Below are 21,700 nucleotides of genomic sequence, written 5' to 3' on the forward strand. Positions count from 1 at the left end.
TACAAATTTGTGATAATTAAATTTTAAAAACGGTTTTAAATATATGTTTTTTGGGTTTAAATATAAAATATTCAATTCATCATCAATATTTTACAGTTCGGTTATATTGAATTTTTCTAATTAAACTTCTGTTGCAAATTTGTCTCATCAATAAAAACGAACAGTTTAATAATCAATCAAATGAAAAATTTACTAACCATTATTATCACTTTAATTTGTATTCAATTACATTCCCAAACAACCATTAATGGAAAAGTTTTTAACACCAAAAACGAACCTATTGTAGGAGCTAATATTTATTTAGAAGGCACTTATGACGGAAGTACTTCGGATGAAAGCGGAGCCTTTTCATTTAGAACTTCAGAAACAGGTAGTGCTACTTTAGTGGCTTCATATTTATCTTATGAAACATTCACAATATTAGGTGATATAACTTATATGAAAGATCTTTCCATCAAACTTCGTGAAGATGTGAGTACTTTAGATGCTGTTGTGCTTTCTGCAGGAACATTTCAAGCTGGAGATAATAGCAAAGTAAATGTTTTAAAGCCACTTGATGTTGTTACAACTGCAAGTGCTTTGGGCGATTTTGTTGGAGCATTACAAACACTTCCGGGGACAACTACAGTTGCCGAAGATGGGCGTTTATTTGTGCGTGGTGGTGATGCTGAGGAAACTCAAATTTTTATTGATGGCATTCGTGTGTTTACACCTTACACACCAACAACTAATAATGCGCCTACTCGCGGACGCTACTCACCATTTTTGTTTGATGGTATTACCTTTTCAACTGGCGGTTATTCTGCTGAATTTGGACAAGCGCTATCTAGTGTTTTATTGCTAAATACAATAGATGAGCCAGACCAAGAAAAAACAGATATAGGCATTATGAGCGTTGGTGCTACTTTAGGTAATACTCAAAAATGGGAGAAAAGTTCTATTAGCGTAAATACTTCTTATATAAATTTAGCGCCTTATAATGCTATATTTAAAAGTAGAAACGATTGGATAAAACCTATTCAAAGTGCTTCTGGAGAAACTGTTTTTAGAAAGAAAACTAATTCTGGTTTAATTAAACTTTATGCTGCTTTTGATGCTACTAATTTTGAGTTAATTCAAGAAGATATTAATTATGAAGAAGGCGTGCGTTTTAAATTGAATAATAATAATTTATATTTTAATGGATCATACCAAGGCATTTTGAATAATAAATGGAGTATGCAAAGTGGTTTTAGTTATACACATGCTAAAAATGATTTAAATATTATTGATAGTGCTATTGAAGATACTGAAAACTCTATTCATATTAAGGTGAAATTCAAAAACCGAATAAGTAATTATTTTAAACTTTATTTTGGAGCAGAATATTTTGCTACCAATTTTAATGAGAATTATAGTGATGAAACTATTAACAATGATGAATACGGATATAACAATAATATTGCTGCAGCTTTTGCAGAAGCTGATATTTTTATATCAAAAAACTTAGCTTTTAAAAGTGGTTTACGCTGTGAGTATAGCCAATTATTTAAGGACATTACTTTAGCACCAAGATTATCGTTTGCTTATAAAACCTCTGGTAAAAGCCAATTATCGTTAGCTTATGGTAATTTTTATCAAAATCCATCAAGTAATATTTTAAAATTTAATCAAAACTTAAAAGCCCAAAACACCTCGCATTATATATTGAATTATCAGTTTAATGCAGATAGAAAAATTTTTAGAGCCGAAGCTTATTACAAAAACTATAATAACCTAGTAAAATATGATTCAGAGTTTGCAGATTTTGATAGTAATTACAACAATAGTGGTTCTGGTTTTGCTAAAGGATTAGATCTCTTTTGGCGTGATAGCAAAAGCATCAAGAATTTTGATTATTGGTTAAGTTATTCTTTTTTAGATACAAAACGGGATTATAATAACTACCTAACTAAAGCACAGCCTAATTTTGCAAATACGCATAATTTATCGGTAGTTGGAAAATATTGGATTGACGATTGGAGAAGTCAAGTAGGATTTAGTTATGCTTATGCATCTGGTAGAACTTATACGAATCCAAATCAATCAGGTTTTTTAAATGAAAAAACAAAAGATTTTAATAGCTTAAGTTTAAATTGGGCGTATTTAATAAGTCCGCAAAAAATACTATATGCTTCGGTAAGTAATGTTTTAGGGTTTAAAAATATTAATGGATATCAATATGCAGATACTCCTGATATGAATGGGTATTTTAATAGGAGAGCTTTACAACCTGCAACGGATCAATTCTTTTTTGTTGGTTTCTTTTGGACAATTAGTCAAGATAAAAGTAGTAATCAATTGGATAATTTGTAGAGTGGTTTATGTTTACGGATAAGAATAGTGCGGTTTTGTATGCGAGGATTTTCCGTAGGAAATCAAGAAGCTAACAAAAGCGCACAAACTCTTGATTAAGCACTAAATTGCATGTTATTTAGCTCAGTTCTTTGTTGACAACTAGCTTTGTTCCATAATTATTTTTTTTCACTATGTTTTGGGTCAAAATCCACCATCCATTCAATTCCGTATTTGTCTCTAAACATTCCAAAGTAAGACCCCCAAGGACTATCCATTATTGGCATTTCAATTTGTCCACCTACTGAAAGTCCGTTAAATAATTTGTCGGCTTCTTCTTTGCTTTCAGCACTGATTGAAATTTTACTTCTGTGTTCATTTTCGTTTGTTCGTCCCATAATTTCGGGAACATCATTAGCCATTAGAAGGTTTTTACCAATAGGTAAAGCAATGTGCATTATTTTATTTGCTTCACTTTCTGCGACTTTAAATTCGGGACTTGCGAGGTCTTTGAAACGCATAACCTTTGCAAATTCTCCGCCAAATACTGATTTGTAAAAATTGAATGCTTCTTCAGCATTTCCATTGAAGTTTATGTAAGGATTTATAAGTGCCATAATTTTTTATTTTTAGATTGTTTCTAATTTTAAAAGTTATCACAAAATTAAATTTTCAAAATTGTCATATGTCAAGAAATGACAATTTTTTAGCTTGTTATAAATGTTTGGTATATAATTGTTATAAACGTTATGATATGAAATCGTTTTAATGTTTTATATCCAGCGTTAAACAAATTTAGCTGAAAATTTTTATAAAGTCAAGATTTTATTTAACCAGAAACAAACCTAAAAACACAGCTAAAAAGCCAATTATAAAACTTGCAATGGTATAAATAGCAAAACTTGTAAAATCTCCAGATTTTAAAAACACATGATTTTCGTAAGCAAATGTAGAAAAGGTTGTAAAACCTCCACAAAAACCCGTTGCAAGAAGTAATGTTTGGTTTTGCGATAGTGTGTTGTTTTTTACCGCTAACCCAAGTATAATACCAATAAGTAAACTTCCTAAAATATTGGCTGCAAAAGTGCCATAAGGAATACCAGTTTCTGCATTATTTAAATATTTGCCAATAATATAGCGTAAAACACTACCAAAACCACCACCTAAAAAAACGAGTAAAAATTGTTTCATAAGGTGAGTTTTATTTGTTTTATGTTTTTTGAAAGAAGTTGAAACATTAATTATAAAAGGATTATCTATTATTTTATTGGGATATAAATTTCGGTTCTCCAATCTGCTGGGTTTGGTACTTTTGCAGGATCGGTTGTATAAATTTCGAAAGGTTTAATATCTGAAGCTTCCAAATTGTTTTTCCCTAAATAACCCATAGTTTCTGTCCAAGCTTCAGGTAAATTAGTGTAATTACCAAGTAGTGTCGTTTTTAAAACTTTTGTTTTTGGTATATAACCACAAGAAATATTGCTGTCTGCTGGGAATTCTATCTTTTCTGTTACAGGAATTCCATTACTCATTATTACACTTCCAGATTCTGTATTCATTTCATTATAAACCGTTAAAGGCATGCCAGCCATTTGTATATTGTTTTGTGTAATATAGCTCATTATTGCACCATATTGTTTTGCCATTTTACTACTAATGTTGCTGCTGTTAGCATTTGTGGTTTTGTATAAATAAAAACCGCCACCATATTCTTTAACACCTTCAATAGTAATATTAAATTTTTTAGTGCTTTCTACTACAATACTATCCAGTTTTTCTAAGCCACGTTCAAAATCTGGGCCAATCATCTTATCAAATCCACCAGAAATTGCAGCAAATCCTTTAAAAATAAAAGGAACTTTATCATTATTCATTTTCCAAGTTACCTTGGTTTTACCGTCGGTAGTTGGTTCAAAATCCCAAGTTATTTTAGCGGGCTCATATTTATCAAATTGTAATTCCTGTTGGATAGATTTATTAGCATCAATTTCAACGGTTTTCATATTTCCAATTCCATCTTTACCTGTCCACGATTGTGAACCGCCAACACCTTTGGTTTGTTCTCCAAGAGTGACTTCCATAGTTGGGTCTGCTTCAATCCAAGGCAACCAATCTTTCCAGTTTTTAAAATCGATTACATTATTATAAACAACAGCTGAAGGCGCATTAATAGTGTGTTCTCTTTTAACCTCAAAAGAATTTGGTTGGATAGCAATATAAATAGCTAAACCTATAATAGCAATGAGTAAAAGAAATAAAATGTACTTGAGAGCCTTCATTTTTTAATTTTAAAAATTATATAAATCAAATATAATCATTTTTAAATTTCGGTTAATTAATTATTACATTTGTTGTAATAAAAATAAATTTTTGACAGTTAAAAGTTGATATTTTTTATTTATCAATAAAAATTAAGTTGTTTTGAAATGATGTTTTTAGAAATTAATTAAAAGAAATTTAACAAAAATGAAATTAAAATCAATATTAAATTTGGCATTAATAGGTGCTGTTTTAGTATCATGTGGTAAGGATAAATCTAAAAAAAACGTTGAAGAAATGGCTTCAAAAGAAGAAGTTTCATTTAATTACAATGTTGAGCAATTTGCTGATATTAAAATACTACGATATCAAGTTCCAGGTTGGGAAAACTTAACCTTGAAAGAACAAAAGTTAGTGTATTATTTAACACAAGCAGGATTGTCTGGAAGAGATATTATGTGGGATCAAAACTACCGGTATAATCTTAAAATAAGAAAAGCACTTGAAAATATTTATACTAATTATAAAGGTGATAAATCATCTGATGATTGGAATGCTTTTGAAACCTATTTAAAGCGTGTTTGGTTTAGTAACGGTATTCATCATCATTACTCAAATGATAAATTGAAACCAGAGTTCTCTTCCGAATATTTAAAAGAATTATTATCTCAAACTAAAACGGTTTTAGAAGGTGAAGTATTTGAGGTTATATTTAATGATGAAGATTCTAAAAAAGTAAACCAAGCAAAAGGTGTAGATAATGTTGGTTTGTCTGCAGTAAATTTTTACGGACCAAATGTTACTAATACAGATGTTGAAAGTTTTTATAAAGCAAAAGTATCACCGAATTCAGAAAAACCATTATCATTTGGTTTAAACTCACAATTAGTAAAAGAAGATGGTGTTTTAAAAGAACGCGTTTATAAATCTGGAGGCTTATATGGTAAAGCTATAGACCAAATTATTAAGTGGTTAGAATTAGCACAAGGAGTTGCAGAAAATAAAGCACAAGGAGATGCTTTAGGGTTGTTAATCGAATATTATAAAACTGGAAACCTACAAACTTGGGATGATTACAATGTAGCTTGGACAGCTGCTACAGAGGGGAATATTGATTACATAAACAGTTTTATAGAAGTTTATAAAGATCCTTTAGGATATAGAGGTTCTTACGAAAGTATTGTTCAAGTTAAAGATTTTGACATGTCGGAAAAAATGTCTGTTTTATCTGAAAATGCTCAATGGTTTGAAGATAATTCTCCTTTAATGGAAGCACACAAAAAAGCTAATGTTGTAGGTGTTACATACAAAGTTGTTAATGTGGCTGGAGAAGCAGGAGATGCATCACCAAGTACGCCTATAGGTGTAAACTTACCAAATGCTAACTGGATTCGCGCAGCTGTAGGAAGCAAGTCTGTATCTTTAGGGAATATTACTAATGCTTACAATAATGCTACGGGTTCGGAACGTTTAAAAGAATTTGTAAATGATGATGAAGAGTTTGAGTTAGAAGAAAAATATGGTCAGTTAGGAGACAAATTACATACGGCTTTGCATGAAGTTATTGGGCATGCTTCTGGGCAACTAAATCCGGGTGTTGGTGAAACTAAAGAAACACTTAAAAATTATGCATCGACACTTGAAGAAGGACGTGCAGATTTAGTTGGTTTATACTATTTATATAGTCCGAAATTACAGGAATTAGGATTAGTTGATGATTGGAAATCTGTTGGTAAAGCTGCTTATGATGGCTACATTAGAAATGGGTTATTGACCCAATTAATTAGATTGAATTTAGGAGATGATGTTGAAGAAGCTCACATGAGAAATAGACAATGGGTTTCTGCTTGGGCTTTTGAAAAAGGAAAGGCTGATAATGTAATTGAAAAAGTAACCAGAGATGGAAAAACCTATTTCAATATTAATGATTACGAAAAGCTTCATGACTTATTTGGGCAGTTATTAAGAGAAACGCAACGTATCAAATCTGAAGGTGATTATGCAGCAGTTGAAGCTTTAGTAGAAGGTTATGGTGTAAAAGTAGATCAAGCTATTCATGCTGAAGTTTTAGAACGTAATAAGCAATTTAAATCGGCACCATATAGCGGATTTGTAAATCCGGTTTTAGTGGCAGATAAAAATGATGAAGGTGAAATAGTAGATATAAAAATCACCCAACCCGAAACATTTTCTGGTCAAATGTTAGATTATAGTAAGGCTTATAATTTCTTGCCAGAAGTAAATTAAAAATTTATGATAATAATTTAAATAAAAAAACAGAATCTTATTTAAGGTTCTGTTTTTTTATTTACACTAAAAGTTAAAAGAATCAAATTAATAACAATTAGAATGCTAATGATTAATAGAATTTTCATTTTAGTTTTTTGTTTAGTTTGATTAAGCTATTTAAAAGATGCACAATTTTAAAAATGGTTGCGTCAAAATAAATAGTTTATTAATAAAACAAGTTAGTTTACTTTTTTCCTAGTCTAAAACCTAAAAAAAAAACTTAAAGTAAAAACTTAATAGCAGAGATTAAACCAATAAAGGCAATGAAAGCTAGAAGAATCCAAATGCTTCCACGATAAAAGCGTTTATGTACTTTTAAATCTTTGCGGTAAGTGTAACCAATAATAATAGCGAAGACAATAAAAAATAAAACACCAAAAATGATTTGACCTTTACTAAACATATAGTTATTTTTATGCAAATTTAATGAAATAGAACCACATGAAAAATAAAATAGACGCAGTAAAAGCATTTCATACTGCATTTAAAATTGGACATAGAGAAACCCCTAAAGCAGATTTAGGTAAAGATAAAAACACACTACGTTTTAACTTAATGAAAGAGGAAAATGAGGAATATCTCGAAGCAGCAAATAACAATGATTTAGTTGAGGTTGCTGATGCATTAGGCGATATGTTATATATTTTATGCGGAACCATTATAGAACATGGTATGCAATATAAAATAGAAGAAGTTTTTGAAGAAATACAACGTAGTAATATGAGTAAACTAGGTGAGGATGGACAGCCTATTTATCGTGAAGATGGTAAAGTGTTAAAAGGCCCTAATTATTTTAAACCTAATATTCAATCTATTTTAGAGGAATAAAAAAAGCAGCTCATAGAGCTGCTTTTTTTATTTAATTATTTAACTTGATATCTCCAGCCAAATGGATCTTCAGCTTTATTGGTTTGTATATCTGTAATGCGTTTCTTTAAGTAGCTTGCATAAGTGTCGTCTAATTTTGGTAATTCAAAATCTTCATTTTTATAACCAAAACCAGCAATTGGAGAAATTACAGCAGCAGTTCCAGCTCCAAACATTTCTTTAAGCGTTCCTTTTTTAGCAGCTTCAACAACCTCACTTACCGTAATTTTTCTAACTTCTACATTAATACCTTCAGCTTTAGCTAATTCAATAATACTTTTACGAGTAATCCCATCAAGAATTCTATCACTAGTTGGACCAGTAATTAAAGTATCATTAATACGAACAAAAATATTCATAGCACCAGCTTCTTCAATGTACTCGTGAGTATTATCATCTGTCCAAATAACTTGCTGATAACCTTTTTCAATAGCTAGTTGAGTTGGATAAAATTGTCCAGCATAGTTACCACCAGCTTTTGCAAAACCAACACCACCATTAGCAGAACGTGAATATTTTTCTTCAATTAAAACCCTTACTTCTCCAGCAAAATATGCTCCAGAAGGTGCTGTAGCAATAATAAATTTATATTCATCTGCAGGAGATGCATGAAAACCATTACCTGATGCAAATACAAATGGTCTTATGTATAATGAACTTCCAACTTTTTTTGGAATCCAATCTTTATCAACCTCTAATAAAGCTTTTAAACCATCCATGAAATAATCTTCTGGTAATTCAGGAATTGATAATCTTTTTGATGAAATATTTATACGTTTAAAATTATCTAATGGACGAAATAACCAGATATTCTCGTCGGTATCTTTATAAGCTTTCATTCCTTCAAAAACAGATTGTCCGTAATGAAAAATCTTAGCAGAAGGATCTAAGCTAATAGGACCATAAGGCACAACTTTTGGAGCTTGCCATTTTCCGTCTTTAAAATTACATTCTAACATATGATCTGAAAAAACATGTCCGAATTTCAAATTATCAAAATCTACGTCGTTAATTTTTGTAGTTTTTGCTTTTATAATCTCTATGTCGTTGATTAAAGCATTCATAAGTCTCATTATTTATTCATACAAATTTAAAGAAAAACGTTTTTAAAAAAGCGGTATATTTACATAAATCGTATAAAATTGAAATATTTACATCATGAAACCAATTAGCTTATTAATTATCTGTCTATTAATGTTAAATTCTTGCAAAAAGAAAGTAGAAGAAAGTCCAAAGCCATTCGATAAAGTAGAAGAAGTTGCTTATGCATCTTTTGGAAATGAAATTATTGCTGATGATGCTATAGTATCAACTTCAATGACGGAGCATTATAAAACTATGAATATTGGTGATAGTATTAATTCTAAAATGATTGCAAAAGTGAATAATGTTTGCCAAGCAAAAGGATGTTGGATGACTTTGAATCTTGAAGATGGTAATGAAGTGATGGTAAAGTTTAAAGATTACGGTTTTTTTGTTCCAAAAGATATAGCTGGTAAAGAAGTCGTTATAAATGGTAAAGCTTTTGTAAATGAAGTATCTATTGATGAACAACGTCATTATGCTGAAGATGCTGGAAAATCAAAAGAAGAAATAGCTCAAATTATTAAACCTAAAAAAACGTATTCATTTGAAGCCGATGGGGTTTTAGTAAAACAATAAATTTGAAAAGAGAAATTGTTATTACTGCAGATGGTTCTTCAACCATTCATTTACCCGATTGGGATGAGCAGTATCATTCTAAACACGGCGCCATACAAGAAGCTTATCATGTTTTTATAAAGCATGGTTTATATTATTTCTGTAAACCTGAACATGGTTCAATTGGTCATCAAGATATTTCAATTTTAGAAATAGGTTTTGGAACAGGTCTAAACGCTTTTATCACTCTACTTGAAGCCGAAAAACTAAACTTAATTATTGATTATTGTGGTGTTGAAGGTTATCCAGTTTCTATGGATGAAATAAAACAGCTTAATTATTCCAAAGAATTAAAGTCTGAGAAAAATGAATCTTTGTTTAAAAAACTACATGAAGTTTTATGGAATGAATCGCATTCGATAACGTCCTTTTTTAAGCTTACTAAACAGCAAAAAATGTTTCATGAAATAAATGAAACCGATACTTTTAATATTATTTATTTTGATGCTTTTGGTGCAAGAGTTCAGCCTGAATTATGGACAGAAACTGTTTTTGAAAATATGTACAAAGCATTAAAATCTAACGGAATTTTAGTAACCTATTCTGCAAAAGGCAGTGTACGTCGTGCTATGCAAGCTGTAGGTTTTAAGGTGGAAAGATTGCCAGGACCACCAGGAAAAAGGGAAATGCTTAGAGCTATAAAAGACATAAAACTTTAATATCATTAAAGAGCAAAAAACTTCGCTGTTAATCTTCTTTAGTAAGAACTCAAGTAAATTTCAAATTAAATAAAACAGATTGCTTCATTTTATTCATAATAGCTAGCTATATTATGTTAAACCTTCCATAAATGGTTAGTTAAACGGACTGCCATTTCGTAACTTTATAAAAAAAGTAAATGCGAGTTTTAATTACAGGTGCAACTGGATTAATAGGAGGTGAAATAGTAAAACTTTGTCATAAAAAGCAGATAAACGTAAACTACTTAACAACTAGTAAATCTAAAATTCAAAAAGAAGAAAAATATAAAGGGTTTTATTGGAATCCTAAATCTGGCGATATTGATAAAGATTGTTTTATAAATGTTGATGCTATTATAAATTTAGCGGGAGCAACCATATCAAAACGTTGGACACCAGAGTACAAAAAGGAAATTTTAAATAGTCGTAAACAAACCACACAATTATTAGTTAATGCTTTAAAAGGTGAAACACATTCTATAAAACAAGTTATTTCGGCTAGTGCTATAGGTGTTTACCCAGATTCTTTAATCAATTATTATGATGAAGATTTTAAAGTGAAGGATGAAAATTCTTTTTTAAGCCATGTTGTAAAAGTTTGGGAACATGAAGCTGATGCCTTTTTAAAATTAAACATTGCGGTTTCAAAAATTAGAATTGGCTTAGTTTTATCTAAAAAAGGAGGCGCCTTACAAGAAATGGTTAAACCAATAAAGTTTGGTGTAGGTGCAGCATTTGGAACAGGTAAACAATGGCAATCTTGGGTTCATATTAACGATTTGGCAAACATTTTTTTATATGTATTAAAGCATAATTTAAACGGTGTTTATAATGCTGTGGCACCTAATCCAGTTACTAATCAAGAATTGACTAAAACCATAGCTAACGTTTTAAATAAACCATTGTTTTTACCTAATATACCTAAGTCTTTCATGAAATTTATTTTGGGTGACATGCATACCTTGTTATTTGAAAGCCAACGTGTGAGTTCTAAAAAAATTGAAGATAAAGACTTTAATTTTAAATACAATTATTTAAAACCAGCTTTGGAGAATTTGTTAGAATAACTTTTTTAGTTCGTTTAACGGTTAATGTATGGAATGTTGCGTGTTTGTGTGCGAGGATTTTCCGAAGGAAAATCAGCAGCTAACAAAAGCGTACTAGCCTTTGATTAAGCACTAAACTAAGTATTATTTTTATACAATGTTGTGCGTTCGTACTTTTTTATTCTATTCAAGTTCAATATCCATTCTTCGAAATAAATCGTCTTGAATGGTTATAATATGCTTTACGATTCCATCAAATATTAAATCGCCTTTCAAGTCTTTTACTTTTTGTAAAACCGATACCTCAAATGTTCCATTTGGTCGTTCAATAAATCCGATTGGTTCAACAATCGGGTTTATTTCCGTCCATTGCCTTGTCCAATATTTTCTGACTTCTTCGTGTCCACTTATATATCCACCTTCAAATGCTTTTGGCCATTCTACTTCCGAGTGAAATGTAGAAAGTGCGGAATCTATGTCCCGAGAGTTAAAGGCCGAATACGCTTTTTTAATTAATCCTTCAATTTGGCTGCTCATATTTATTCTATTTTATTTTTTTCCGAGGCTGTTTCTCGTATGACGCACAACGACTTGATATGAAATCATTTTAATGTTTTATATCTAACGTTAAACGAAGGTAGCTGAATTTTTTATAAAGTAAAGTTCGATATTGTTGTGTGAAAATCATTTTATTCTTCTAATATCTAAAATATTAGGAATGTCATTTAATTGTATAATCTTACTATTATCATCAGCAGATTCATATATTTTTTCAATAAGATAATTATCGCGTAATCCCATTTCACCGGGAACTATAGATGGTGTATTTTCAATAATATTAAGAGCAAATGCATCCATTTGTTGAGCTTGTTGGTTTACTGGTTTAATTTCCATTTTTCCATCTGGAGTTGAGCCTTTTAACCCGCCATAATAAAAGGCATTTTCTAATTTTACTTCTCCTTTTTCTGTGTTATGCTTTAGCTCTGCGTAAATAGGTTTTTCGTAACTTGTTTTACAATACGATTTTCCGGATGGAAACGTTAATTCCCATTCTAGACTTCCTTCAATATCTTTAAAAAATGAGGTGTCTATTGTTGTGTTTTTTGCCCATAAAGATGTTGGTAACTCACCAAAAGAATAAATTGAGCCTTGTAGTGCATAAATACCTAAATCCATTAATGGACCACCACCAGCTAAGTCTTTTTGTGTACGCCATCTTTTTGGGTCTTTTAGCATAAATGAAAACTCTGAAGCGACATTCATCTCTCCATAAACTTTATTCTGTCCTATACGCATAATCTCATCATGGAAAGGATCAAAATGTAAACGATATCCAATGGAAAGCATTTTGCCAGCATCTTTACAAGCCGCAATCATTTTTTTACAATCTTCAACCGAAGTTGCCATAGGTTTTTCGCATATTACATGTTTACCAGCTTTAGCTGCTCTAATTGTAAATTCTGCATGCATACTATTTGGTAAAACAACGTAAACAATATCAATATCATTATTGTTGGCTATAGCATCAAAATTATCATAATTGTAGATGTTTTCTTTTTTAATGTTGTATTTCTTAGCCCAAACAGATTCTTTTTCTTTGGTGCCAGTTACAATACTTGCTAAATAACAATGCTCGGTTTCAAGTAATGCAGGAGCTAATTGGCCACCTGCATAACCTCCTAATCCTACAAGTGCTATACCTAGCCCCTTGGTTTTTGTTCCAAAATTACTGCCATAAAGTAATGACGATTGTGAAGCTAAATAGATGCCTCCAGTACTTTGGATTAATTTTTTTATAAACGGGCGTCTTTTCATAATCAGGAAGTTATAGAATAGTTTTTCTAAATTACTTCTTTTGTACCAAAAAACAAAAAACCACTTCTATTGAAGTGGTTTTAAAAAAAAATAAGTTTTATAAGTTTAAGACTTAGCAGCCTTAAGCATTATTTTTAATTCAATATCATCATTAATAAACTTGTCACCTAAATTATCAAAAATAGATTTAGAACCGTATTGTACATTCCATTTTGTTCTGTCAATAGTAAAAGTTTCGCTAACAAGTGTAATAGAATCGTTTGCTTGAGTTACAGTTACAGGAAAAGTGATGTTATTTTTTGCATCTTTTAATGCTAAGTTTCCAGAAAGCATCATTTTACCTTCTACTTCTTCTAATCCAGTAACTTCAAAAGCAGCATTAGGATGCTTTTCAATATCAAAAAAGTCAGGACTTGTTAAGTGTCCAACTAGTTTTCCATTACCTTCATCTTCAGCAGGAATATCTTTTACTTCAATCGAAGCCATGTCAATTAAAAAAGTACCACCAGAAATTTTACCATCTATAGTGTTTAAAACTCCGCTTTCAATTTTAATAGTTCCATTATGAGATCCTGCAGGCTTAAATCCTTTCCAATCAATAGATGATGCAGCTAAATCTACATTAAATTTTGCTTCAGGTGTAACGGCAACAACTTCTTCAGCTTCAGTTGTATCAGCTTCTTTAGCTTTGTCTTTACATGACACTATAGATACTGTTATTGCTGAAATAAATAAAATACTTAAAAGATTCTTTTTCATTATTAAATATGTTTTAGTTTGAGTTGTAAAATTACATATTTTGTTTTGTAAAATGAAAAAAAAGCTAAACAAAATTATATTAAAAATAATTTAATGACATTATGGCATTTTAGTAATAATGGCAGTACTTTTGCCAACTAATTTTAGTATTGCAAAAATTAAAATTCAGCGATGAGCAAAAAGGATAAAAAAGACATAGAAAAAGAAGAAATTGAAATTTCTGAAACTCAAACCATAGAGGCTGAGGAACAAATGGTTGAGGAGATAACTGTTGAGGAAAAGTTACAAGGTGAACTTAAGCAAGAAAAGGATAAGTTTTTAAGGTTATTTGCAGAGTTTGAAAATTATAAAAAGCGTACTTCAAGAGAGCGTATTGAGTTGTTTTCGACAGCTAGTGAGGATGTTATGAAAACCTTATTGCCAGTTCTTGATGATTTTGAGCGTGCATTAAGTCATATTGAAGACGATAAGGAGGCAGAAGAGTTAAGAAAAGGTGTTTTATTAATTTATCAAAAATTAGTAAATACTTTAGAGCAAAAAGGCTTAAAACCAATCAAGATTGAAAAAGGTGATGTTTTTAATGCTGATAATCATGAAGCAATTACTCAAATACCAGCGCCTACAGAAGATTTAAAAGGAAAGATTATTGATGTAATTGAAAAAGGATACACGTTAGGCGAAAAAGTTATTCGTTTTCCTAAAGTTGTTATCGGACAATAAAACAGAAGTATGGCAAAAAGAGATTATTACGAAATATTAGGAGTTAGCAAAGGTGCAACGGCAGCCGAAATTAAAAAGGCTTACCGTAAAAAAGCAATAGAATTTCATCCTGATAAAAATCCAGACGATAAAACAGCAGAAGCAAAATTTAAAGAAGCTGCAGAAGCTTATGAAATTTTAAGTGATGCTGATAAAAAAGCCCGTTATGATCAATTTGGTCATCAAGCCTTTGAAAATGGAGGAGGCGGTGGCTTCGGCGGAGGTGGTATGAATATGGATGATATATTCAGCCAGTTTGGTGATATCTTTGGAGGCGGCGGTTTTGGCGGTGGCTTCTCAGGTTTTGGAGGTGGCGGTCAGCGTCGTGTAAAAGGGAGTAACTTACGTATTCGTGTAAAACTTACTTTAGAAGAAATTGCTAATGGCGTTGAAAAGAAAATAAAAGTAAAACGTAAAGTTCAAGCACCAGGTACCACTTACAAAACATGTTCTACATGTAATGGTAGCGGTCAAGTAACTCGTATTGCGAATACTATTTTAGGTAGAATGCAAACATCTGCACCATGTAATGTGTGTGGAGGAGCAGGACAAACTATAGATAAAAAACCTGCAGATGCCGATGCACAAGGTTTAAAAGTTGCAGAAGAAACCGTATCTATTAAAATACCAGCAGGTGTTGTAGATGGTATGCAACTTAAAGTATCAAGTAAAGGAAATGAAGCTCCAGGAAATGGTATTTCGGGAGATTTAATTGTTGTTATTGAAGAAGAGCAACATGAGAAATTGCAACGAGAAGGTGATAATTTACATTACGATTTGTATATAAGTTATCCTGATGCTGTTTTAGGAACATCAAAAGAAATTGATACAGTAACTGGCAAAGTGCGTATTAAAGTTGAAGCAGGTGTACAATCTGGTAAAATTTTACGCTTACGCGGAAAAGGTATTCCAAGTATTAATGGTTATGGCAAAGGTGATCTATTAGTACATGTTAACGTATGGACGCCAAAAACGTTAAATAAGCAACAAAAAGAATTTTTTGAAAGTATGCAAAATGATGAACATTTTGAGCCAAAACCAGAAAGTTCAGATAAATCTTTCTTCGAAAAAGTAAAAGATATGTTTTCTTAAAAGCAATAGGTTATAATTAAAAAATCTGCTATAAAATAGCGGATTTTTTAATTTATATGCTAAAGATATCTATTTGTTTTACCATTAGTATTGAAAAAAAAACTATATTTGAATATCACTAATTTATTTTAGTGATAATTTTTCTTTTTCATAGCAATTTTTTTCCCATCCTTAATTTATTAAGGGTGGGTTTTGTTTTTTTATGCCATATCTGTATTAAATTAATAAAATTTAATTTTTCAATTGTATTATTATTTGTGGTTAAAGCGTTAAACTTCTCGGGTAACATTTAATATATTTACCAACTACAAGTTAATTAAAAAACACTAATGAGTAACTTTCTTGAAGTTAATAATGTTTCTAAAAATTTCGGAAACTTTAAAGCCCTTAATAATGTATCAATCTCAGTTCCAAAAGGTAGTATATTTGGATTACTAGGACCAAACGGAGCTGGAAAAACCACACTAATACGTGTTGTAAATCAAATAACTATGCCAGATTCTGGTACTGTTCATTTAGATGGTGAACTACTTAACGAGAATCATATAAGAGATATTGGTTATTTGCCAGAAGAACGTGGTTTATATAAATCCATGAAAGTTGGCGATCAAGCTTTATATCTTGCACAATTAAAAGGGTTAAGTAAGGCAGAAGCTAAAACACGTTTAAAATACTGGTTTGAGCGTTTAGAAATTGGAGATTGGTGGAACAAGAAAATACAAGAGCTTTCAAAAGGTATGGCTCAAAAAATACAATTTGTTGTTACGGTATTGCATCAACCAAAATTATTAATTTTCGATGAACCTTTTTCGGGTTTCGATCCTATAAATGCTAATTTAATTAAAGATGAAATTTTACGATTACGTGAAAATGGAGCAACCGTTATTTTCTCAACACATAGAATGGAATCTGTAGAGGAACTTTGTGATGACATTGCTTTAATACATAAATCGAATAAAATTTTAGATGGTAAGCTAATAGATGTGAAGCGCCAATATAAAATAAATACTTACGAAGTAGGTATTCGAGCAAATGATAAAGTTAGTTTACAAAATGAATTATCTCAAAAATTTGATATTTCTACGGCCAACTTTAAAACTTTAGAAGATGAACTAAAGTTGAATATAAAACTCTTGGATACCGATAAACCAAATGATTTACTAAGCTATTTAACTTCAAAAGGAGAGGTGTCTCATTTTGTAGAATTGATACCAAGTGTTAACGATATATTTATTCAAACTGTAAAGAATAACTAAAAAATGAACCATTTACCACTTATTATAAAGCGCGAGTATTTAACCAAGGTTAAAAATAAATCATTTATAGTCATGACTATTTTAAGCCCAATTATTATGATTGCGCTTATATCTGTTGTTGCATATTTGTCACAATTAAATAATGACACCGTTCGTACAATTACTATTTTAGATGAATCTGGATTAGTAGAAAACTCTTTTAAAAGTTCTGAAAACACAAAGTATAATGTGTTACAAAATATGTCTTTAGAAGAAGCAAAAACGATAACTAAAGAAACATCTTCGTATGGGTTGTTACACGTTAATAAATTAGATGATGTTGATGCCATTTCAAAGAGTATCAGGTTTTATTCTGAAGAGTCACCATCAATTGGTATTATATCTAATTTAGAAGGTCAACTAGAAAAGAAACTTACTAATATTAAATTACAACAAAAGGGAGTTGATGTAGATATGATTAACGCCTCTAGAATTAGTATTAATATTGCACAAGAAAGCTTTGAAGGTGAGAAAACATCAAAAATAGATAGTGTTGTTAAGTTAATTTTTGGAGGCGCTGCAGGTTATTTACTATTTATGTTTATCATCATTTATGGTAACATGATTATGCGTAGTGTCATTGAAGAAAAAACTAGCAGAATTATTGAGGTTATTATATCATCTGTAAAACCTGTACAACTTATGTTGGGTAAAATTATTGGAACATCTTTAGCAGGTATTACACAGTTTGTAATTTGGATAATTTTAGGAGGTGTTTTAATGGCGGTTGTGTCATTAGTACTAGGAATAGATATGATGCAGAGTCCGCAGCAACAAGTATTGCAACAAGCTATGGAATCTCCAGAGGCGAATTCGCAAATTCAAAATATAATGACGGCTTTTTATAATTTACCTATTACCAATTTAATAATAGCCTTTATATTATTTTTTATTAGTGGTTATTTATTATACAGTTCACTTTATGCGGCAATAGGTGCTGCTGTAGATAACGAAACAGATACCCAACAATTTTTATTACCTATAATGATGCCATTAATTTTGGCTGTTTATATTGGTATATTTACGGTTATTGAAGATCCACACGGTACAGTTTCAACTGTGTTTTCATTTATTCCATTAACATCTCCAGTGGTTATGTTAATGCGTATTCCTTTTGGGGTACCAATATGGCAGCAATTGGTTTCGTTATTATTATTAATAGGTACCTTTATGTTTACGGTTTGGTTTGCAGCAAAAATATACAGAGTTGGTATTTTAATGTACGGTAAAAAACCAAGCTACAAAGAGTTAATAAAATGGATTAAGTATTAAAATGAGGCAAGATTTAGAAAAAATAGAGGAAGTTATAACCGAGAGTTCTTTGTGGGAAAGCTTTAAAAAAATTATTAATCTTCATATAGATTTTACTGATAAAATACATATTTCAATACTAGACCTTTTGGTTATAGTTACTGTAATATTTATTACAACAATAATATTAAGACTTGTTTTGAGAGTTTTAACTCGAAATTTACCAAAAGAAGATAAAAGTAAATTTAATGTTGTTTTTGGTTATTTTAGATGGCTTATTTACGTGATTATATTACTTATTACACTTCACTCTGTAGGTGTAAACGTTACAGCTGTTTTTGCGGCATCGGCAGCATTATTAATTGGTATTGGTCTTGCATTACAAACGCTTTTTCAGGATATTATTTCAGGAGTTTTTATTCTTATAGACCAAAGTGTACATGTTGGTGATATTATAGAAATTGATGGAAAAGTAGGTAGAGTAGAAGAAATTAAACTTAGAACTACAAGAGCAGTAACTATCGACAACAAAGTATTAGTAATACCTAATCATTTATATTTAGAAAATAGTTTGTATAACTGGACACAGAATGGTACAACAACCAGAGAATCTGTAGAGGTTGGTGTTGCGTATGGTAGCGATGTTCAATTAGTAAAAAAGCTGTTAATTCAAGCTGCTAGTACCCATCCAGAGGTTATTAGTGAGCCAGAACCATCAGTGATTTTTACAGAGTTTGGAGATAGCTCATTAAATTTCAAACTTGTTTTTACTATAAATGATAGTTTTAAAGCGGCATTTCCAAAAAGTGATATTCGATTTGAAATAGATAAACTATTTAGAGAAAATAATGTTTCTATCCCTTTCCCTCAAAGAGATATTCATATTATTCAAAAACCTAATCAAAATATTCAATTTAAAAACAATACAGATTCTAATATTGATACCAAATAAACAACAACAGAAAATTATGACATATAGAAAAAGTGGATTAATTTTAATGTTTAGTTTATTTTTTATAACGCATTTTGCTTTTGCACAACTTACAGATTTAGCAAGGTTAGAGTATTCTTTTATTCCAAAAAGTAATTCAGATGATCAATATACAAGGTTAAGAGCACTTTTAAATTATCCAATTAAATTCAAAAATGATGCTTATTTTGTAGTAGGAGGAGAGTATAATCGTATTTTACTTAATTTAGAAGATGATTATCCGTTTAATACATCTGGTTTAAATAAAATTCATGTAATAGATTTAAACCTTGGTTATACATTTAAGTGGAATGAAAATTGGCGATTTGCAATTAAACTTAACCCCAGAATTGCATCAACTCTTACCAGGCAATTAACATCCGACGATTATTTTGTGAATGGAGGAATCTTTACAATTAATGATAGAACCAAAGATGAAAGTCTTAAACGACCATATCGTTTAATTTTAGGGTTAACTTATAATGCAACAACAGGTTTGCCTTTTCCGTTACCTTTTGTTAGTTATTATAGAGAGATTAATGATAAATGGAGTTTTAATGCTGGTGTTCCAAAATCCAACTTAAAATATTCAATTAATAACACAAATAATATACAGGCTTTTGTAGGTTTAGATGGATATTTAGCACATTTACAAGATCCTTTGGTAATTAATGGAGAAAGTATAGATCACATTTCTTTATCATTAGTTGTTAGTGGTTTAGGTTACGAGTATTTATTTACAAATCATTTGGTAGGGTATTTGTATACAGGGTATACATTCAGATTAAATAATGTATTACGGAATAAAAATAGAGATGAAATTTTTAAATTAGACGATATAAATGCGTTTTATTTAAGAACAGGTATTAAATTTAAAATATGATTATGTCAAAAATATTAGTAATAGAAGACGAAGCAGCTATTAGACGTGTGTTAGTTAAAATTCTATCGGAAGAAAATGAAGCATACCATGTTGAGGAAGCTGAAGATGGTTTACTAGGAATTGAAAAAATTAAAAATGAAGATTTCGATTTAATACTTTGCGATATAAAAATGCCTAAAATGGATGGTGTTGAAGTATTAGAAGCTGTGAAAAAAATAAAACCTGAAATACCTATTGTTATGATTTCTGGTCATGGCGATTTGGATACCGCAGTAAACACGATGCGTTTAGGAGCTTTTGATTATATATCAAAACCACCAGATTTAAACAGACTTTTAAACACTGTTCGTAATGCATTAGATAGAAAGGAATTAGTTGTGGAAAATAAAATCCTTAAGAAGAAAGTTAGTAAGAAATATGAAATGATAGGTGATAGCGATGCTATTTCTCAAATTAAAGATATTATTGATAAAGTTGCACCAACAGATGCACGTGTATTAATTACAGGACCAAATGGAACAGGAAAAGAACTTGTTGCACATTGGTTACATGAAAAAAGTGAGCGTGCAAAAGGAAACATGATAGAGGTGAATTGTGCTGCAATACCTTCAGAATTGATTGAAAGTGAATTGTTTGGTCATGTAAAAGGTGCTTTTACGAGTGCTGCAAAAGATAGAGCTGGTAAATTTGAAGCCGCTAATGGAGGTACTATTTTTCTTGATGAAATTGGTGATATGAGTTTATCAGCGCAAGCCAAAGTACTTCGTGCATTACAAGAAAGTAGAATACAACGAGTTGGTAGTGATAGGGACATTAAAGTTGATGTACGTGTTATTGCAGCAACAAATAAAAATTTAAAAAAGGAAATAGAAGAGGGGAGATTTCGTGAAGATTTATACCACAGACTGGCGGTTATTTTAGTTAAAGTACCTGCATTAAATGAAAGACGAGATGATATTCCTTTATTAATAACTCATTTTTCAGAGAAAATCTCAGAAGAGCAAGGAACAGCAAAAAAGAATTTTTCTGATAAAGCCATTAAATTACTTCAAGAGTATGACTGGACTGGAAATATTAGAGAGCTTCGTAATGTAATTGAACGCCTAATTATTTTAGGAGGTAGTGAAGTAAGCGAAAAAGATGTGAAAGCATTTGCAAGCAAATAAAAAAAGACATGATTAAGTTAACCAAATACAATAAAAGAGCTTTATACGGAGGTATTATTGCTGCGGTTATTACAGGTGTTGGTGCGTATTTAATGGGTAATATAAGTGGTTACGAGGCTAAGATTTTAATTAAATCCTCACTTCCAGGTATTAATACACTTTGTAATACCATAGTATTGGCATCTGCTACTATTCTTGCTTTATTACTCACATTATTAAGTGTAAGTTCAAGTACAAAGTCTAAATTAACAGCAGAACATTACAGGCATGTTTTATTAATTGCTAAAATTGACACTGTCGTATTTGTAGTAGCAATGATTGTTTTTCAACTTCTTAATATTCCTATTACTGAGGCCGAAAACGTACCAAGTACTTGGTATAGCTCTATTTATTATATAAGTTTAGCATTATCTGCATTGTTAAGTGGAGCTTTAATAAGCGTTGTACTTATGTTATTTAACGCTGTGTCGAGTATTATTAAAATTGTTGGCCTAGGAATTAAAGATCATCCTCTTATTTATAAAGAAGAGGATGAGGAAATAAAAAAAAATTAAA

General features: G+C 30.6%; 21 protein-coding genes. 14 read left to right on the forward strand and 7 right to left on the reverse strand.

The window, feature by feature from the left end; all coding sequences use genetic code 11:
* The first annotated feature begins 180 nt into the window (after positions 1–180).
* On the forward strand, positions 181–2,334 hold the full coding sequence (locus BT151_RS14370; RefSeq protein ID WP_072403025.1) for a TonB-dependent receptor: 2,154 nt from the start codon (positions 181–183) through the stop codon (positions 2,332–2,334).
* 158 nt (positions 2,335–2,492) lie between these two features.
* On the opposite strand, the gene BT151_RS14375 is transcribed toward BT151_RS14370, so the two are convergent.
* From BT151_RS14375 to BT151_RS14385, 3 genes are all read right to left on the reverse strand, one after another.
* Positions 2,493–2,930 (reverse strand): VOC family protein, encoded by a 438-nt coding sequence (locus BT151_RS14375; RefSeq protein WP_072403026.1) that lies wholly within the window; start codon positions 2,928–2,930, stop codon positions 2,493–2,495.
* Positions 2,931–3,138: 208 nt separating this feature from the next.
* A complete protein-coding gene (gene crcB / locus BT151_RS14380; protein ID WP_072403185.1) occupies positions 3,139–3,504 on the reverse strand; it encodes a fluoride efflux transporter CrcB in 366 nt (121 codons plus the stop codon).
* Between the two features lie 68 nt (positions 3,505–3,572).
* Positions 3,573–4,592 carry an SRPBCC family protein gene (locus BT151_RS14385; RefSeq protein ID WP_072403027.1) on the reverse strand — a complete coding sequence of 340 codons (1,020 nt, stop codon included), beginning with the start codon at positions 4,590–4,592 and terminating at the stop codon, positions 3,573–3,575.
* Between the two features lie 187 nt (positions 4,593–4,779).
* On the opposite strand from BT151_RS14385, the gene BT151_RS14390 reads away from it, so the two are divergent.
* Positions 4,780–6,819 (forward strand): dipeptidyl-peptidase 3 family protein, encoded by a 2,040-nt coding sequence (locus BT151_RS14390; protein WP_072403028.1) that lies wholly within the window; start codon positions 4,780–4,782, stop codon positions 6,817–6,819.
* Between the two features lie 483 nt (positions 6,820–7,302).
* A complete protein-coding gene (locus BT151_RS14400) occupies positions 7,303–7,689 on the forward strand; it encodes a pyrophosphohydrolase domain-containing protein (protein ID WP_072403030.1) in 387 nt (128 codons plus the stop codon).
* Positions 7,690–7,724: 35 nt separating this feature from the next.
* Here the strand turns inward: BT151_RS14400 and BT151_RS14405 are convergent, their stop codons facing one another.
* Complete coding sequence (locus tag BT151_RS14405) at positions 7,725–8,792, reverse strand: branched-chain amino acid aminotransferase (protein WP_072403031.1); 1,068 nt, start codon at positions 8,790–8,792, stop codon at positions 7,725–7,727.
* 130 nt (positions 8,793–8,922) lie between these two features.
* Here BT151_RS14405 and BT151_RS14410 point away from each other — a divergent pair, with 130 nt between their 5' ends.
* The 3 genes from BT151_RS14410 (at position 8,923) to BT151_RS14420 (ending at position 11,176) form a co-directional block, all read left to right on the forward strand.
* Entirely contained in the window at positions 8,923–9,390 is a 468-nt protein-coding gene (locus BT151_RS14410; protein ID WP_245794857.1) for a DUF4920 domain-containing protein, read from the forward strand.
* A gap of 2 nt (positions 9,391–9,392) precedes the next feature.
* Positions 9,393–10,088: a tRNA (5-methylaminomethyl-2-thiouridine)(34)-methyltransferase MnmC2 gene (gene mnmD, locus BT151_RS14415; protein ID WP_072403033.1), complete on the forward strand. Its 696-nt coding sequence runs from the start codon at positions 9,393–9,395 to the stop codon at positions 10,086–10,088.
* Positions 10,089–10,267: 179 nt separating this feature from the next.
* The gene (locus tag BT151_RS14420; protein ID WP_072403034.1) at positions 10,268–11,176 is read left to right on the forward strand and encodes a TIGR01777 family oxidoreductase; all 909 of its coding nucleotides are present in this window, start codon (positions 10,268–10,270) and stop codon (positions 11,174–11,176) included.
* Positions 11,177–11,338: 162 nt separating this feature from the next.
* Here the strand turns inward: BT151_RS14420 and BT151_RS14425 are convergent, their stop codons facing one another.
* From BT151_RS14425 to BT151_RS14435, 3 genes are all read right to left on the reverse strand, one after another.
* Positions 11,339–11,692 carry a nuclear transport factor 2 family protein gene (locus BT151_RS14425; protein WP_072403035.1) on the reverse strand — a complete coding sequence of 118 codons (354 nt, stop codon included), beginning with the start codon at positions 11,690–11,692 and terminating at the stop codon, positions 11,339–11,341.
* 147 nt (positions 11,693–11,839) lie between these two features.
* A complete protein-coding gene (locus BT151_RS14430; protein ID WP_072403036.1) occupies positions 11,840–12,970 on the reverse strand; it encodes a Gfo/Idh/MocA family protein in 1,131 nt (376 codons plus the stop codon).
* 105 nt (positions 12,971–13,075) lie between these two features.
* Positions 13,076–13,729 (reverse strand): YceI family protein, encoded by a 654-nt coding sequence (locus BT151_RS14435; RefSeq protein WP_072403037.1) that lies wholly within the window; start codon positions 13,727–13,729, stop codon positions 13,076–13,078.
* A 171-nt stretch (positions 13,730–13,900) separates the two neighbouring features.
* Here BT151_RS14435 and BT151_RS14440 point away from each other — a divergent pair, with 171 nt between their 5' ends.
* The 8 genes from BT151_RS14440 to BT151_RS14475 all read left to right on the forward strand — a co-directional run bounded on the left by BT151_RS14440 (position 13,901) and on the right by BT151_RS14475 (position 21,699).
* Positions 13,901–14,449, forward strand: a complete 549-nt coding sequence (locus tag BT151_RS14440) for a nucleotide exchange factor GrpE (RefSeq protein ID WP_072403038.1) — start codon at positions 13,901–13,903, stop codon at positions 14,447–14,449.
* Between the two features lie 9 nt (positions 14,450–14,458).
* Positions 14,459–15,580 carry a molecular chaperone DnaJ gene (dnaJ, locus tag BT151_RS14445; RefSeq protein ID WP_072403039.1) on the forward strand — a complete coding sequence of 374 codons (1,122 nt, stop codon included), beginning with the start codon at positions 14,459–14,461 and terminating at the stop codon, positions 15,578–15,580.
* Between the two features lie 329 nt (positions 15,581–15,909).
* Positions 15,910–16,836 (forward strand): ABC transporter ATP-binding protein, encoded by a 927-nt coding sequence (locus BT151_RS14450; RefSeq protein ID WP_072403040.1) that lies wholly within the window; start codon positions 15,910–15,912, stop codon positions 16,834–16,836.
* Positions 16,837–16,839: 3 nt separating this feature from the next.
* A complete protein-coding gene (locus tag BT151_RS14455; protein ID WP_072403041.1) occupies positions 16,840–18,147 on the forward strand; it encodes an ABC transporter permease in 1,308 nt (435 codons plus the stop codon).
* Position 18,148: 1 nt separating this feature from the next.
* On the forward strand, positions 18,149–19,078 hold the full coding sequence (locus BT151_RS14460) for a mechanosensitive ion channel family protein (RefSeq protein ID WP_072403042.1): 930 nt from the start codon (positions 18,149–18,151) through the stop codon (positions 19,076–19,078).
* 16 nt (positions 19,079–19,094) lie between these two features.
* The gene (locus tag BT151_RS14465) at positions 19,095–19,979 is read left to right on the forward strand and encodes a DUF6268 family outer membrane beta-barrel protein (RefSeq protein ID WP_245794860.1); all 885 of its coding nucleotides are present in this window, start codon (positions 19,095–19,097) and stop codon (positions 19,977–19,979) included.
* Positions 19,980–19,981: 2 nt separating this feature from the next.
* On the forward strand, positions 19,982–21,145 hold the full coding sequence (locus BT151_RS14470) for a sigma-54-dependent transcriptional regulator (RefSeq protein WP_072403187.1): 1,164 nt from the start codon (positions 19,982–19,984) through the stop codon (positions 21,143–21,145).
* An 8-nt stretch (positions 21,146–21,153) separates the two neighbouring features.
* Positions 21,154–21,699 carry a hypothetical protein gene (locus BT151_RS14475; protein ID WP_072403043.1) on the forward strand — a complete coding sequence of 182 codons (546 nt, stop codon included), beginning with the start codon at positions 21,154–21,156 and terminating at the stop codon, positions 21,697–21,699.
* Position 21,700 lies beyond the last annotated feature (1 nt).

Origin of the sequence: Flaviramulus basaltis (assembly GCF_900114265.1) — a bacterium.
Lineage (GTDB): Bacteria > Bacteroidota > Bacteroidia > Flavobacteriales > Flavobacteriaceae > Flaviramulus > Flaviramulus basaltis.

Excerpts from the sequence above, each read along its gene's own strand:
- BT151_RS14370 (WP_072403025.1), top strand. The coding sequence starts at position 181 with ATGAAAAATTTACTAACCATTATTATCACTTTAATTTGTATTCAATTA.
- BT151_RS14375 (WP_072403026.1), bottom strand. The coding sequence starts at position 2,930 with ATGGCACTTATAAATCCTTACATAAACTTCAATGGAAATGCTGAAGAA.
- crcB (WP_072403185.1), bottom strand. The coding sequence starts at position 3,504 with ATGAAACAATTTTTACTCGTTTTTTTAGGTGGTGGTTTTGGTAGTGTT.
- BT151_RS14385 (WP_072403027.1), bottom strand. The coding sequence starts at position 4,592 with ATGAAGGCTCTCAAGTACATTTTATTTCTTTTACTCATTGCTATTATA.
- BT151_RS14390 (WP_072403028.1), top strand. The coding sequence starts at position 4,780 with ATGAAATTAAAATCAATATTAAATTTGGCATTAATAGGTGCTGTTTTA.
- BT151_RS14400 (WP_072403030.1), top strand. The coding sequence starts at position 7,303 with ATGAAAAATAAAATAGACGCAGTAAAAGCATTTCATACTGCATTTAAA.
- BT151_RS14405 (WP_072403031.1), bottom strand. The coding sequence starts at position 8,792 with ATGAATGCTTTAATCAACGACATAGAGATTATAAAAGCAAAAACTACA.
- BT151_RS14410 (WP_245794857.1), top strand. The coding sequence starts at position 8,923 with ATGTTAAATTCTTGCAAAAAGAAAGTAGAAGAAAGTCCAAAGCCATTC.
- BT151_RS14420 (WP_072403034.1), top strand. The coding sequence starts at position 10,268 with ATGCGAGTTTTAATTACAGGTGCAACTGGATTAATAGGAGGTGAAATA.
- BT151_RS14425 (WP_072403035.1), bottom strand. The coding sequence starts at position 11,692 with ATGAGCAGCCAAATTGAAGGATTAATTAAAAAAGCGTATTCGGCCTTT.
- BT151_RS14430 (WP_072403036.1), bottom strand. The coding sequence starts at position 12,970 with ATGAAAAGACGCCCGTTTATAAAAAAATTAATCCAAAGTACTGGAGGC.
- BT151_RS14435 (WP_072403037.1), bottom strand. The coding sequence starts at position 13,729 with ATGAAAAAGAATCTTTTAAGTATTTTATTTATTTCAGCAATAACAGTA.
- BT151_RS14440 (WP_072403038.1), top strand. The coding sequence starts at position 13,901 with ATGAGCAAAAAGGATAAAAAAGACATAGAAAAAGAAGAAATTGAAATT.
- dnaJ (WP_072403039.1), top strand. The coding sequence starts at position 14,459 with ATGGCAAAAAGAGATTATTACGAAATATTAGGAGTTAGCAAAGGTGCA.
- BT151_RS14450 (WP_072403040.1), top strand. The coding sequence starts at position 15,910 with ATGAGTAACTTTCTTGAAGTTAATAATGTTTCTAAAAATTTCGGAAAC.
- BT151_RS14455 (WP_072403041.1), top strand. The coding sequence starts at position 16,840 with ATGAACCATTTACCACTTATTATAAAGCGCGAGTATTTAACCAAGGTT.
- BT151_RS14460 (WP_072403042.1), top strand. The coding sequence starts at position 18,149 with ATGAGGCAAGATTTAGAAAAAATAGAGGAAGTTATAACCGAGAGTTCT.
- BT151_RS14465 (WP_245794860.1), top strand. The coding sequence starts at position 19,095 with ATGACATATAGAAAAAGTGGATTAATTTTAATGTTTAGTTTATTTTTT.
- BT151_RS14470 (WP_072403187.1), top strand. The coding sequence starts at position 19,982 with ATGTCAAAAATATTAGTAATAGAAGACGAAGCAGCTATTAGACGTGTG.
- BT151_RS14475 (WP_072403043.1), top strand. The coding sequence starts at position 21,154 with ATGATTAAGTTAACCAAATACAATAAAAGAGCTTTATACGGAGGTATT.